The sequence below is a fragment of the Pseudomonas fluorescens genome (assembly GCF_019212185.1).
Lineage (GTDB): Bacteria > Pseudomonadota > Gammaproteobacteria > Pseudomonadales > Pseudomonadaceae > Aquipseudomonas.
This window is the reverse complement of record NZ_CP078138.1, coordinates 90734-105123: the sequence shown is the minus strand read 5'-3', so window position 1 is coordinate 105123 and position 14390 is coordinate 90734. Positions and strand designations below refer to the sequence as shown.

Below are 14390 nucleotides of genomic sequence, written 5' to 3'. Positions count from 1 at the left end.
GCTTTTGCCTGACAGGCTGCGTTCAGCTCAGTCGGTACGTGTAGGGCTATGTTCTTTTGTCTGTAGGACGGGGTGCTTGGTTCATTAGAAAAGTCGTTTAGCGGCGTAGTGCCAATAGAACTACGCCCGCTGATATCAGGCCGATCCCAGCCCATTGCCGCAGGTCGAGTCTCTCCCCCAGCAGGATCACCCCCAGTACTGCCACCAGCACCACGCTGAGCTTGTCCACCGGGGCGACCAGCGAGGCCGGTCCGAGCTTGAGCGCACGGAAGTAGCAGATCCACGAGGCGCCGGTCGCCAGCCCTGATAACAGCAGGAACAAATAGCTTTTGCCGGAGATCGATCCCAGGGATTGATATTGGCCCGTTGCGTACAAAATCAAGGCCAGGCTGACCAGCACCACGATCGTACGCAGTAGCGTCGCGAAGTCGGAATTGACGTTTTCAATGCCGACCTTGGCAAAGATCGCGGTCAGGGCCGCGAAAGCTGCCGACATCAGGGCCCAGAATGTCCAGGAGGAAAAGAAACCCGAGCCCATGTCGATGATTTCCTCAGATGGCCTCGAGCTTGGCGTAGCCGAGCATCAGCCATTTGCTGCCTTCGCTGAAGTTCACTTGCACGCGCGCCTGGGCGCCCGAACCTTCGAAGTTGAGGATCACCCCTTCGCCGAAGACCGCATGTTGCACTTGCTGACCCAGGCTGAAAGCGGTTTCCGGGATCTCTGCGCCAGCGAACATGCTGCTGGTACTCTGCTTCTGGCCGCTGAAAGGACGACTGACGCTGTTGGACAGGCGCACTTCCTGGATCAGACCCTTGGGCACTTCGCGAACGAAGCGCGACACTTTGTTGTAGGTTTCGCTGCCGTACAGGCGCCGGGTTTCAGCATAGGTCATTACCAGGTTCTGCATGGCGCGGGTGATGCCGACGTACGCTAGGCGACGTTCCTCTTCAAGGCGGCCGGGTTCTTCCAGGCTCATCTTGTGCGGGAACAGGCCCTCTTCCATGCCCACCAGGAACACGTAGGGAAATTCCAGGCCCTTGGCGCTGTGCAAGGTCATCAACTGAATGCTGTCTTCGTGCTCGTCGGCCTGGGTGTCACCGGCTTCCAGTGAGGCATGGCCGAGGAACGCGGCCAAGGGGGTCAGGTCTTCGTCTTCTTCGCTGTTTTCGAAGTTGCGCGCGGCGCTGACCAGTTCCTCAAGGTTTTCTACCCGCGCCTGGCCTTTTTCGCCTTTTTCCGCTTCGTGATAGGCGATCAGGCCGGACTGCTCGATGACCGTCTGGGTCATCAGGTGCAGTGGCATTTCGACGGTTTTCGCCGCCAGGTTCTCGATCAACTCGATGAACGCGCCCAAGGCGCCCGCCGCACGACCGGTCAGGCCTTTATTGGCGACCAGCTGGCGCATGGCTTCCCACATCGACACATCACTGTGACGGGCGTGGTCGCGGATGGCTTCGACGGTCTTTTCGCCAATGCCCCGGGCCGGAACGTTGATCACCCGCTCCAGTGCCGCGTCATTGCCACGACCTTCGAGCAAGCGCAGGTAGGCCATGGCGTTCTTGATTTCGGCACGCTCGAAGAAGCGCTGGCCGCCATAGATGCGATACGGAATGCGTTCGCGCAACAGGGCTTCTTCCAATACCCGCGATTGGGCGTTGGAGCGGTACAAAATCGCGATATCGCTGCGGGCCATGCCGGTTTTCAGCGCGCTCTCGATGGTTTCGACAACATAACGCGCTTCATCGTGTTCGTTGAACGCAGCGTAGAGGTTGATGGCTTCGCCGTCACCGCCGTCGGTCCACAACTCTTTGCCCAGGCGCCCGGTGTTATTGGCAATCAAGGCGTTTGCCGCCTTGAGAATGCCGGCCGTGGAGCGATAGTTCTGCTCCAGGCGAATCACTTCAGCGTCAGGGAAATCGGCTGAATACTGATGGATATTTTCGATTTTCGCGCCGCGCCAGCCGTAGATCGACTGGTCGTCATCGCCCACTACCATCAGGCTGTCGCCGCCCTTGGCCAGCAGTCGCAACCAGGCGTACTGCACGGCGTTGGTGTCCTGGAACTCGTCCACCAGCACATGGCGGAAGCGTTTCTGATAGTGCGCCAACAGGCCCGGATGGTCGCGCCACAGATCGAGGGCGCGCAGCAGCAGTTCGGAGAAGTCGATGACGCCGGCGCGCAGGCAAGCAGCCTCATAGGCTTCGTAGATACTGCGCATGGTGCCCAGGAACAGATCGCCGCTGGCCTGGATGTGTTGAGGGCGCAGGCCTTCATCTTTCTGTCCGTTGATAAACCACTGCGCCTGGCGCGCGGGCCAGCGCTGTTCGTCCAGACCCAACTCGCGGATCACGCGCTTGACCAGGCGTTGCTGGTCGTCGCTGTCGAGGATCTGGAAGGTCTGGCTCAGGCCGGCTTCCTGCCAGTGTGCCCGTAATAGGCGGTGCGCCAGACCGTGGAAGGTGCCGACCCACATACCGGCCGGGTTGATACCCATCAACTGCTCGATGCGATGGCGCATCTCCGCAGCGGCCTTGTTGGTGAACGTCACCGACAGGATGGAGTGGGGCGAGGCGTTTTCGACCTGGATCAACCAGGCGATACGGTGCACCAGCACTCGGGTTTTACCGGAGCCAGCACCGGCCAGGACCAACTGACGCCCCACGGAGGCCGCTACAGCCTGCCGTTGGGCATCGTTGAGGGAATTCAGCAAAAGGGAGAGATCATCGCGCATCGGGGCATTCTAGGGTGCCGCGTCAAACCGGGCAAACCGAGCTTTGCATTTACCGATGAAAGAATTACCGAGAGCGACCGCTCGGTCATTTCTCGCCAGCCCTCACAGGCCGTGCCCCCGGCAGCTTCGGGGCAAAGTGCAGCCCATCGGTTGCCTGGTTTTTATCCGCCGTGGCGGTTTGGTCAGGACCATTGCTTGTGTATGCTCCGGTGATGTTTCGGCCCAGCGTGGCCACTTCTTATAAGAACAAGATCCTTGCCTATGACCCCCAACTCCAGCCTGGCTGGCGCCTTTGTCGAGCCGCAGGTTATCCGCAAGCAATACGCCATGGAGCTGGCGGTTGAGCGCACACGGCTGCTTTATCAGGGCTCGCTGCTGCCGACGTTGTTCATGTTACTCAACGGCCTGGTATGCGCCGGCCTGCTCTGGAGTCCGCCGCGCTCTTGGCTGATCAGTGTCTGGCTGGTGTGGCTGTTATTACTGGTGGCATTGCGGGTCATTCAAGTGGCGGCCTTCGATTCGGCGATGCCCAGCCGTCAAGCCCAGCCAATCTGGCGACGCATGTTTCTCTTGGGATCCGCCGTCAGCGGCCTGACCCTGGCCGCAGCCGGCATCGCCCTTGCGCCCACCGACAATTTCCTTCAGCAAGCCTGGGTATTCGGCCTGATCGGTGCGGCAACACTCTCGGCCAGTGTGGCGTATGCGGTCAGCGCGCCGGCTTTTCTGTCATTTACCCTGCCTTGTCTGCTGCCAGCCGTTGGTTATCTGTTTTGGGGAGCGAACGAACAACAGCAGGGATGGGGCTGGCTTGGTTTGATCCTGCTGGGCGCCCTGAGTGTGGTGGCATGGCAGGTCAATCGCTTGATCCATGGACGGTTATTGCGCCGCTTCCAGAATCAGGCGCTGATCGAGCACCTGCAGCAGGCGCAAAGTGAAAGTGATCAGCTTAACCAGGCCCTGGCGCGGGAAGTCGAACAGCGCCGCGAGGCGGAAGCGCTATTGCGCGCCGCACAGGTTGAGCTGCAAGGCCGGGTGGCGCAAAGCAGTCTTGAACTGGACGACGCCAATCAGGCTTTGAGCAAAAGCGAAGCCCGTCTGGCGTTGGCGCTGAAGGCCAGTGAATTGGGCTTGTGGGACTGGAATCTCCAAACCGATGAAGTGCACCACACCCAGCTTGAAGAGTTGCTCGGTATTGAGCCGGCTTTCGTCACCGGGATGCCCAGTCAATTGAAACCGCGCTTGCATCCTGAGGACTTACCGCCGCTGCGGCGGGCGTTGGTGGAGCATCTGAAGGGGCGCAGTGAGGACTATCAGATCGAATATCGGGTGCGCCATGGCGACGGACATTGGGTGTGGATCGAAGATCGGGGGCGCGCCGTGCAGCGCAGCCCGGCAGGGCGGGTGTTGCGCATGGTCGGGACGCGCCGCGACATCAGCGTCAGCAAAGATCTGGAGGAGCAACGCCAGTTAGCGGCGACGGTGTTTGAAGCGGCCAGTGAAGGCATCGTGATCCTCGACCCGAACTACATGCTGATTGCCGTCAATCAGGCGTTCAGCCGGGTCAGCGGTTATCAGATGGAGGATCTGCTGGGGCGCAATGTGGTCGAGCTACCCTGCAGTCGTGATGCGCGTCGGCACTTTCCATCGATCCAGAAAGCCCTGGAGCAGTCGGGTCATTGGCAGGGAGAACTGGTCGAGGCCCGTAAAAACGGTGAGCTGTATCCGCAATGGCTGCAACTAAGCGTAGTGCGCGATCGCCGAGGAAACGTCAGTCATATAGTAGGGTTCTTCGCCGATCTTTCGGCGCGCCGCGCCGCTGAAGAACGAATGCGCTACCTGACCCACTATGACGACCTGACGGGCCTGGCGAATCGTTCGTTGTTCCGTGAGCGCCTGCATGAAGCCCATCAACGCGTGCAGCAGGGAGGTCGCAGTCTGGCGTTGCTGCATATCAACCTCGACCGTTTCAAGTTACTCAATGACAGCCTTGGTCATGATGTGGCCGACCAACTGTTGCAGAAGATGGCTCGGCGCCTGGTCAATGCGCTGCCGGAAGCGGACACCATCGCTCGCCTGTCCAGCGATGAGTTTGCCGTGCTTTTCGATGCCTATGGCAGTTTGTCGAGCCTGGCGCGGGTGGCGACCCGACTGGCGAATAAGCTGCGCGTGCCAATGACCATCGAAGGGCATGAGCTGGTCGTGAGTGCGTCGATGGGTATCAGCATGTTGCCGGACAATGCCCGGCAAATTTCGACGCTGGTCAGCCAATCGAATATGGCCATGCAGCATGCAAAGCATTTGGGAGGTAACAACTTCCAGTTTTATACCGACAGCCTTCAGGCCAGTACCCTTGAGCGATTGCAATTGGAAAACCAATTGCGCAAGGCCATTGAGGAGCAGCAGCTTAAAGTCTATTACCAGCCCAAGCTGTGCCTGGCCACAGGTCGCCTGAACGCCGCTGAGGCATTGGTGCGCTGGGATCACCCAACGATGGGGCGGGTGCCGCCGGGGGATTTTATCGGCCTGGCCGAGGAGACCGGGCTGATCGGCGCGATTGGCGAGTTTGTATTGCGCCAGGCCTGTTGGCAGGCGTGTGAGTGGCAGCGTCAGGGGCTGGAGCCGATCCGGGTGTCGGTCAATCTATCGGTCCATCAATTGCGCCAGGGCAAGTTGGTCAGTCTGGTGCGCCAGGTCCTTGATGAAACCGGACTAGCGCCGCACTACCTGGAGCTGGAGCTGACCGAAAGCCAGTTACTCGACAGTGTTGAGCACATCATCGTGACCTTTCGGCAATTGCGCGATCTGGGGGTAAAGCTGGCTATCGACGATTTTGGCACTGGATATTCGTCGTTGAGCTACCTCAAACGCATTCCGGTGGATTACGTGAAAATCGATCAGGCCTTCATTCGCGGGCTTGGCGAGGGCGATGCCGACGTGGCCATTACCCGAGCAATCATCGCCATGGCCCATGGCCTGTCGCTCAAGGTGGTGGCTGAAGGGGTCGAGCGAGTCGAGCAGCTCGAGTTCCTCAAGGCCGAACGCTGTGACGAAGTGCAGGGTTATTTGATCAGCAGGCCGATGGAGGCCGAGGGGCTTGGGTGTCTGCTGCGTGAGCGGGATGCCGTTCAAGTCTTGAAACGTCAGTGAGCCTCCCGAAAGTCATAGGTGCACTGTCGGGAGGTTAATGAGGATTTACTGGGTGACCAGCACTTCATCGATGTGCTGGATTAGTTGGCCTTTATAGTGGATTCCAACGGCGCTTACAGGGTAGTCGCCTTCAACTTTGTATTCGACAAACTTGTCTGTCTCGACCTGAATGTTGATTCCATCATTGCTTTCCAGAATCAGCTCCAGTGGTAGATATGGCGTGTCCTGTACCGGGCTCTTGACCAGCTTCGGCGTGATGCCCGGGTGGGCAACGGTGACGGTTCCGTAGACACGGAAATTAGGCTTTGCGCCGGGCATGCGATCGATTTGTGCAGTCCAGTTTTTGCTTTTAACAGTCATTGGTTAATGCTCCATGATTAAAGATTAATTGCTTCCTGCGCATGGGATTTAACCAAGGCACTTCTGATTTTCGCGGTATTTAATTAGTGTGTTTGTAAGGTTACATATTTGGCTTGCGCAACTGGGTTGAGTGCCTGAATAACTGGTCAGGAAGCCTGGTTCGAGGGGTGGCAGCGGATAACGCGCCCGCCTGACAGTGCTACATGAGGTGCGCCCAGCTGAAATCGAGGGACGCGGTTACGCATTGGGCAGGCAAAAAGCGGATTCTTGTAGTATAACTACAAGCGTACTACCTCCCCGGCGCCAGCCCCTACCGACGAGTCCTGCCCTTTGAACCTGTTGCAACATATCGCCCAGTCTCGCCACCTGTTACGCAAATCGGAGCTCAAGGTTGCCGATCACGTGCTGCTTGACCCTGCGGCGGTGATGCACAGCTCCATGGCGGATCTTGCCCATAGTGTGGGCATCAGCGAACCGACTATCGTGCGTTTCTGTCGCGCCATCGGTTGTTCCGGCTTCCAGGATCTCAAGTTGAAACTGGCGCAGAGCCTGGCGGCCGGCGCGAGTTTTGGACAGTTCGCTATTCACGAAGACGACTCGGTCGCCGATTACAGCCTGAAAATTTTCGACACCACCCTGCACACGCTGATGGAGGTTCGCGAGAAGCTCGATCCTGTGGAGCTGCAGCGGGCTGTATCCTTGATGTCCCAGGCCCAGCGTGTCGAGTTCTACGGTTTTGGTGCCTCGGGTGCCGTGGCGGCGGACGCCCAGCATAAGTTCTTCCGCTTGCTGCTCACGGCCGCGGCCTATTCCGACCCGCATATGCAGGCGATGTCGGCGGTGACGCTCAAGCCCAGTGACGTGGCGATCTGTATCTCCCAGTCGGGCCGCTCCAAGGACTTGTTGATTACCGCCAACCTGGTGCGTGAAAGCGGCGCGTCTTTGATCACTCTCTGCCCGAGCCAGACGCCATTGGCTGAGCTGTCGACTGTCAATCTGGCGATCGACGTGCATGAAGATACCGAAATCTATACGCCACTGACCTCGCGGATCGCCCACCTGGTGGTGATCGATGTCCTGGCCATGGGAGTTGCCATGGCGCGCGGACCGAGCCTGGTCAATCACCTCAAGAGCGTCAAACGCAGCCTTCGCAGCCTGCGGCTATCGCCCAAGTCGGTGAAAGCGCTGGATGACTAAGTCCGGATGAGGTCAACATTCATCTGTCTGTAACCCTCGCGCCGCCAAACCGTCATCCCCGAGCCCTATCGTGAAACTCCCGTACACGCCTTGGGAGACTCGAAATGGCCCAGCCCTACGAAGAACGCAACAGCGCTGTCAAAACCCGCCGTCAGCAAGAAGATCAGCGCCGCATGGCGTTCCGTCGTGCGATTGAAGATCGCTGCGAGCAGCGGCAACTTCTCGCTGAAATAGGCGATTTTCCCGACAGTCTGGAACTCAATTACTGGCAGGCGGCGTCGGCAACTTCCCGCCGAAGCGCTCAACCAGCGCGCTGATCTGCACGCGTTCGCTGCGGATAAATCCAAGAAATGCATGTGCCACCGGTGACAGGCGCTTCGCCTTGGCTTGCACCAGGCACCAGCTGCGGAACAACGGCAACTCTTCGACGGGCAGCTCTTTGAGACCGCCGGTTGCCAACTCCAGGTTCAGGGCGTGCCGCGTCAACAGCGCTATGCCCAGACCCGCCGCCACGCATTCACGCTGCGCTTCGGCCGACGAGACCTCCTGGGTCTGGTTGAAGTGCACGCGCTTTTCCTTGAAATACTCCTCACAGGCCAGTCTCGTCCCTGAGCCCGGCTCGCGCAGCAACAAGGTATAGGGCTCCAGGTCCTGCAGGCGCAATGGCCCCATGTGGCACAGCGGGTGATCCGGTGGGGCCACTGCGACGATGGGGTTATTGAGGAAGGGCAGAAACTCCAGGCCCATGTCCTGGGGCACCATGGACATGATCACCAGGTCATCGCGGTTGTCCGAGAGGCGTCGGATGACCTGGCCGCGGTTGACTACCGTCAGCTGCAGATTGACCTCCGGATGCTGGCGCTTGAAGGCGGCGAACAGGTGCGGGACGAAGTATTTGGCGCTGGATTCCACCGCCAGTTTGAGTTGTCCCTGCAGCGATCCTTGCATGTCGGACAGCTGCATATCGAGGTTTTCCAGGCGGCCGAAAATGTCTCGACTGGCTCGCTGTAACGCTTCAGCGGCCTCGGTCATGTAGAGCTTTTTGCCGACATAATCGAACAAAGGTTGACCAATCAGCTCTTCAAGCTGACGAATTTGTAGGCTGACGGCCGGCTGAGTGAGAGACATTTCTTCAGCTGCGCGACTGTAGGAACGCAAATCGCAGACCTCGTTAAAGATCTGAAGCTGACGTAATGTCATACGCATCAATGACTTACGCATCTTATAGAGGCTCCGGCCGGCAGTCGATGGTTTAACTATAAGTCTTTACTTATGACTAACCCAATTATTATTGATTTTTGTTAATTCCTTGAGCGGGATAGTGTGGCCCTGCGACTGACTTGAAACATTTAGTCACGCGCCGACCCCAGTCTAGCGGGTCGTGGGTAGCAACCGGCTCAAGGGAAACTCCAAGTGATAACAAAGATCCTGATCGCCAACCGTGGTGAGATTGCCGTACGAATCGTACGTGCCTGCGCCGAGATGGGCATTCGCTCGGTCGCGATCTATTCCGATGCCGATCGCCATGCCTTGCACGTCAAGCGTGCCGACGAGGCTCACAGCATTGGTGCCGAGCCGCTGGCCGGCTACCTGAACCCGCGCAAGCTGGTGAACCTGGCGGTGGAAACCGGTTGCGATGCGTTGCACCCAGGCTACGGCTTCCTGTCGGAAAACGCTGAACTGGCGGATATCTGCGCCGAGCGCGGGATCAAGTTCATCGGCCCGTCGGCGGAAGTCATTCGTCGCATGGGCGACAAGACCGAAGCGCGCCGCAGCATGATCAAGGCGGGCGTGCCGGTAACCCCGGGCACCGAAGGCAACGTCTCGGGCATCGAGGAAGCGTTGGCCGAAGGCGACCGTATCGGCTACCCAGTGATGCTCAAGGCCACTTCCGGTGGTGGCGGCCGCGGTATTCGTCGCTGCAACAGCCGTGAAGAACTCGAACAGAACTTCCCGCGAGTCATTTCCGAAGCCACCAAGGCCTTCGGTTCGGCGGAAGTGTTCCTGGAAAAGTGCATCGTCAATCCCAAGCACATCGAAGCGCAGATCCTCGGCGACAGCTTTGGCAACGTGGTGCACCTGTTCGAGCGTGACTGCTCGATCCAGCGCCGCAACCAGAAACTCATCGAGATCGCCCCGAGCCCGCAACTGACGCCCGAGCAGCGCGCCTACATCGGCGACCTGTCGGTACGTGCGGCCAAGGCCGTGGGTTACGAGAACGCCGGCACCGTGGAGTTCCTGCTCGCCGAGGGCGAGGTGTACTTCATGGAGATGAACACTCGGGTGCAGGTGGAACACACCATCACCGAGGAAATCACCGGGATCGACATCGTCCGTGAGCAGATCCGCATTGCGTCCGGCCTGCCGCTGTCGGTGAAACAGGAAGATATCCAGCACCGCGGTTTCGCCCTGCAGTTCCGGATCAACGCCGAAGACCCGAAGAACAACTTCCTGCCCAGCTTCGGCAAGATCACTCGTTACTACGCACCCGGCGGTCCCGGCGTACGTACCGACACAGCGATCTACACCGGCTACACCATTCCACCGTTCTACGACTCGATGTGTCTGAAACTGGTGGTCTGGGCGTTGACCTGGGAAGAGGCGATGGATCGTGGCCTGCGCGCGCTGGATGACATGCGTCTGCAAGGGGTCAAGACCACTGCCGCGTACTACCAGGAAATCCTGCGTAACCCGGAATTCCGTAGCGGCCAGTTCAATACCAGCTTCGTCGAAAGCCACCCTGAACTGACCAACTACTCGATCAAGCGCAAACCCGAAGAGCTGGCCCTGGCCATCGCCGCCGCCATCGCCGCCCACGCAGGCCTGTGAGGAATATAACAATGTCCAAGATCCACGTTACCGACACCATCCTGCGCGACGCCCATCAGTCGCTGCTCGCCACCCGCATGCGCACCGAAGACATGCTGCCGATTTGCGACAAGCTCGACAAAGTCGGCTACTGGTCGCTGGAATGCTGGGGCGGCGCGACCTTCGATGCCTGCGTGCGCTTCCTCAAGGAAGACCCGTGGGAGCGTCTGCGCAAACTGCGCGCGGCACTGCCCAACACCCGTCTGCAAATGCTCCTGCGCGGCCAGAACCTGCTGGGCTACCGTCACTACAGCGACGACGTGGTCAAGGCCTTCGTGGCCAAGGCGGCAGTCAACGGTATCGACGTGTTCCGCATCTTCGACGCGATGAACGACGTGCGTAACCTGCGCGTGGCGATCGAAGCGGTGAAAGCCGCCGGCAAACATGCCCAGGGCACCATCGCCTACACCACCAGCCCGGTGCACACCATCGACGCCTTCGTGAACCAGGCCAAGCAGATGGAAGCCATGGGTTGCGACTCGGTGGCGATCAAGGACATGGCTGGCCTGCTGACCCCGTACGCTACCGGCGAGCTGGTCAAGGCACTGAAGAGCGAGCAATCGCTGCCGGTGTTCATCCACTCCCACGACACCGCCGGCCTGGCCGCGATGTGCCAACTCAAGGCGATCGAAAACGGTGCCGATCACATCGACACCGCGATCTCCAGCTTCGCCTCGGGCACCAGCCACCCGGGCACCGAATCGATGGTCGCCGCGCTTAAAGGCACCGAGTTCGATACCGGCCTCGACCTGGAATTGCTGCAAGAGATCGGCCTGTACTTCTATGCCGTGCGCAAGAAATACCACCAGTTCGAAAGCGAATTCACTGCGGTCGACACCCGTGTGCAAGTCAACCAGGTACCGGGCGGGATGATTTCCAACCTGGCCAACCAGTTGAAAGAGCAGGGCGCTCTGAACCGCATGAGCGAAGTGCTGGCGGAGATTCCGCGGGTGCGTCACGACCTCGGCTACCCACCGCTGGTCACCCCGACGTCGCAGATCGTCGGCACCCAGGCGTTCTTCAACGTGCTGGCTGGCGAGCGCTACAAGACCATCACCAATGAAGTGAAGTTGTACCTGCAAGGCGGTTACGGCAAGGCGCCAGGCCAGGTTGACGAGAATCTGCGTCGCCAGGCAATCGGCAACGAGGAAGTGATCGACGTGCGCCCAGCGGACCTGCTGAAGCCGGAGATGACCAAGCTGCGCAACGACATCGGCGCACTGGCCAAGTCTGAAGAAGACGTGCTGACTTACGCCATGTTCCCGGATATCGGGCGCAAGTTCCTCGAGGAGCGCGAAGCCGGCACCCTGGTTCCGGAAGTCCTGCTGCCGATTCCTGAAGCAGGCGGCGTGGCCTCGGCGGGCGGCGAAGGGGTACCGACTGAGTTCGTCATCGACGTGCACGGCGAAACCTACCGCGTCGACATCACTGGTGTGGGCGTCAAGGCCGAAGGCAAGCGTCACTTCTACCTGTCCATTGACGGCATGCCGGAAGAAGTGGTGTTCGAACCGCTCAACGAATTCGTCGGCGGCGGCAGCAGCAAGCGCAAGCAAGCCACTGCACCGGGTCACGTCAGCACCACCATGCCGGGCAACATCGTCGACGTGCTGGTCAAGGAAGGCGACACCGTCAAAGCCGGCCAGGCCGTACTGATCACCGAAGCGATGAAGATGGAAACCGAAGTGCAATCGGCCATCGCCGGCAAGGTCACCGCGATTCACGTAGCCAAGGGCGACCGTGTCAATCCGGGTGAAATCCTGATCGAGATCGAAGGCTGATCAAACGCCTTCATCTGCAACGTTTTACCTCGGGGGAGCACATGCTCCCCTTTTTTTGTGCGGTTTATATGCACCTATTAGGCTAAATGCATTTTAATGCATCTATCAGTGCTGCTCATCGTTGTTGAATGCACTATATTGCATCTACAGTAAACGCCTGATGAATCAACGTGCATTAAAATGCAGGAGCAAACGATGCTGGCATTGACACTGCAGATTTATAGCGTCGGAAATTGGCAGGACGCCATGACCGTGACGTTTGATGAACCCGAACGAGGTTTCGACAGCCGCTGCAGCTTTGGTTACGAAACCAGCTATCTGGTTGAGCATATTGAAAATATCCCCAGCCCTTTCGCGGGTGCCGTGAGCGCCACCGCTCCGATTGCCTGGGAGTGCCATGAATCACCTCGACGTGATCTGGCTGCTCGCCGGTCTCTGGCAATCTGCTGGCCAAGACGCGCAGGTCGAGGATCTGGTGCTGGATTACCTGCGTCGTGACCTGCTCAATAAAATCCTCGGCAATTCCGATAACCACGGTCGTAATACCGCAATCATTCGCCACGCCGATTCATTCGAACTGGCGCCCATTTACGATTTGGCACCCATGGTGATGGACGACGAAGGCATTACCCGCACCACCAAATGGTCACGGGAGTTGGAGATAGCAGGGGATGTCGATTGGCGTGGCGTGTGTGAGGCTCTGACGGGGATCGTCGATTCTCCCGTGATCTTCGAGCGGTTGCGCAATGAGGCTGCGCGCCTGCTTGCGCTCCCGGATCTATTGACCGCTAGCGGTTTGCCAGAGGTGACAATGAATCATCCGCGCATAGGGCTTCGGCATCTTGAGCAACGTTTAAAGGAGTGGGGTTTGCAATGAGCATGAGCGTGGCAGAGCGGACGCTGCTGATTGAAGGTATTCAGCAAGGCCTGGCCGAGGACAGCTTGAGCATCGGTGACGCCGTGCGCCGCTTGCGGGTTGAGGTCACTGGTTTGCACCAGAGTCAGTTCGCCAGGATGTGCAAAATTTCGGTGCGCACCCTGGTCCACATTGAGCACGGGGAAGGCAATCAGACGCTGAAGTCGCTTAACGCCGTATTGCGCCCATTTGGCATGCAAATGGGCGTGGTGAAAATTCGCCGGGCGATCAATCAGGCGTCACCCCTTTGACCCATCAGCCGCGGCACTCCACCAGCGTCTTCACCTGACCGGTCGCGGTCTGATTGTCGTCCGCCAGCCACTGCTCGAACCCAGCGCGGATCGTTGGCCATTCCCCATCGAGGATCGAATACCAGGCGGTATCACGATTCTGCCCCTTGACCACCATGTGCTGGCGGAACACGCCTTCGAAGCTGAAGCCCAGACGTTCGGCCGCGTACTTGGAGCGGGCGTTGCCGTTGTTGCACTTCCACTCCAGGCGACGGTAGCCGAGCTCGAAAGCGTGCTTGGCCAACAGGTAAACCGCCTCGGTGCTTTTCGGCGAACGCTGCATCGGTGCGCCGAAGGTGACGTGGCCGATTTCGATGCGGCCCTGAGCCGGGACGATCGACATCAGGCTGAGGATGCCCTGAATATCGCCACTGACACGGTCGATGACGGTGAAGAAATACGGGTCGCTGTGAGCGGCGTGGTTGTTCAGCCAGTCATTGAAAACGCTGCGCTCGGTGAAGGGGCCGTAAGGCAGGTAATCCCAGAGTTTCGGGTCGGCGCCGGGGCCCTGAAATGCGTTGAAAAGGCCTTCGGCATGGCGCGCCGGGTCGAGTTTTTCGAGGCGTATGAAGCGTCCTTCGATCAATTGCACCGACGGCGGCGGGACGCCTTTCCAGTCTGCGAGTGAAATCGTCATGTGTTTCTCCTGGCCTCTCAAAGGGTTTTGCGAAATTGGATGAAACCGGGACGCTCGGCAATGCGCTCATAGAGCTGGATCGCGGTGGCGTTGGTTTCGTGGGTCAGCCAGTGCACCTTGCAGCAACCGTCGGCCTTGGCGGTACTGTAGACGAACTCGATTAACTGGCGGCCGACACCAGTGCCACGGGTTTCAGGTGCGACCAGCAAGTCTTGCAGGTAGCAGGAGTTTTCAATGCTCCAGTTCGAGCGATGGTAGATGAAATGCACCATGCCGACGGCTTTGTCGTCGGCCCAGGCGAGCGCGGCGTGGGTCGGTTCGCTGGGGTCGAGCAGGCGTTGCCAGGTGTTTTCGCTGACCGCGTCCGGCAGTTCGGTGTTGTAGAAGCGCAGGTAGGTTTGCCACAGCGGCAGCCAGGCGGCGTGGTCGGCGGCGGTGACTCGGCGAATCTCGATCTGACTCATG

12 protein-coding genes and 1 pseudogene are annotated in these 14390 nt (G+C 59.2%); 7 read left to right on the top strand and 6 right to left on the bottom strand.

Annotated features, from left to right (window positions below):
- Positions 1-97: 97 nt before the first annotated feature.
- Both KW062_RS00475 and uvrD read right to left on the bottom strand, forming a co-directional pair.
- Positions 98-538, bottom strand: coding sequence for an EamA family transporter (locus tag KW062_RS00475; protein WP_105753547.1), 441 nt, complete (start codon positions 536-538; stop codon positions 98-100).
- Between the two features lie 13 nt (positions 539-551).
- The gene (uvrD, locus tag KW062_RS00470) at positions 552-2732 is read right to left on the bottom strand and encodes a DNA helicase II (protein ID WP_027616757.1); all 2181 of its coding nucleotides are present in this window, start codon (positions 2730-2732) and stop codon (positions 552-554) included.
- 261 nt (positions 2733-2993) lie between these two features.
- Here uvrD and KW062_RS00465 point away from each other — a divergent pair, with 261 nt between their 5' ends.
- The gene (locus tag KW062_RS00465) at positions 2994-5879 is read left to right on the top strand and encodes a putative bifunctional diguanylate cyclase/phosphodiesterase (protein WP_105753548.1); all 2886 of its coding nucleotides are present in this window, start codon (positions 2994-2996) and stop codon (positions 5877-5879) included.
- A 45-nt stretch (positions 5880-5924) separates the two neighbouring features.
- Here KW062_RS00465 and KW062_RS00460 read toward each other — a convergent pair whose 3' ends face one another.
- Complete coding sequence (locus KW062_RS00460; RefSeq protein WP_105753549.1) at positions 5925-6239, bottom strand: hypothetical protein; 315 nt, start codon at positions 6237-6239, stop codon at positions 5925-5927.
- Positions 6240-6569: 330 nt separating this feature from the next.
- On the opposite strand from KW062_RS00460, the gene hexR reads away from it, so the two are divergent.
- Positions 6570-7436 (top strand): transcriptional regulator HexR, encoded by an 867-nt coding sequence (gene hexR / locus KW062_RS00455; RefSeq protein WP_007896526.1) that lies wholly within the window; start codon positions 6570-6572, stop codon positions 7434-7436.
- A gap of 104 nt (positions 7437-7540) precedes the next feature.
- A complete protein-coding gene (locus tag KW062_RS00450) occupies positions 7541-7753 on the top strand; it encodes a PA3496 family putative envelope integrity protein (protein ID WP_105753550.1) in 213 nt (70 codons plus the stop codon).
- Here the strand turns inward: KW062_RS00450 and KW062_RS00445 are convergent.
- Complete coding sequence (locus tag KW062_RS00445; protein WP_027616760.1) at positions 7695-8657, bottom strand: LysR family transcriptional regulator; 963 nt, start codon at positions 8655-8657, stop codon at positions 7695-7697. The genes KW062_RS00450 and KW062_RS00445 overlap by 59 nt on opposite strands.
- Positions 8658-8849: 192 nt before the next feature.
- Between KW062_RS00445 and KW062_RS00440 the strand changes: the two genes are divergently transcribed.
- The 4 genes and pseudogenes from KW062_RS00440 (at position 8850) to KW062_RS00425 (ending at position 13249) form a co-directional block, all read left to right on the top strand.
- Complete coding sequence (locus tag KW062_RS00440) at positions 8850-10265, top strand: acetyl-CoA carboxylase biotin carboxylase subunit (protein ID WP_027616761.1); 1416 nt, start codon at positions 8850-8852, stop codon at positions 10263-10265.
- Between the two features lie 11 nt (positions 10266-10276).
- The gene (gene oadA, locus KW062_RS00435) at positions 10277-12082 is read left to right on the top strand and encodes a sodium-extruding oxaloacetate decarboxylase subunit alpha (RefSeq protein ID WP_033865966.1); all 1806 of its coding nucleotides are present in this window, start codon (positions 10277-10279) and stop codon (positions 12080-12082) included.
- Between the two features lie 385 nt (positions 12083-12467).
- Positions 12468-12959: pseudogene (locus tag KW062_RS00430) on the top strand (HipA domain-containing protein); the annotation flags it as partial.
- A complete protein-coding gene (locus KW062_RS00425; protein ID WP_105753552.1) occupies positions 12956-13249 on the top strand; it encodes a helix-turn-helix domain-containing protein in 294 nt (97 codons plus the stop codon). The pseudogene KW062_RS00430 and the gene KW062_RS00425, both read left to right, overlap by 4 nt.
- Positions 13250-13253: 4 nt before the next feature.
- On the opposite strand, the gene KW062_RS00420 is transcribed toward KW062_RS00425, so the two are convergent.
- Entirely contained in the window at positions 13254-13925 is a 672-nt protein-coding gene (locus KW062_RS00420) for a GNAT family N-acetyltransferase (RefSeq protein WP_027616765.1), read from the bottom strand.
- Positions 13926-13942: 17 nt separating this feature from the next.
- Positions 13943-14389: a GNAT family N-acetyltransferase gene (locus KW062_RS00415; protein WP_105753553.1), complete on the bottom strand. Its 447-nt coding sequence runs from the start codon at positions 14387-14389 to the stop codon at positions 13943-13945.
- Position 14390: the final 1 nt, after the last annotated feature.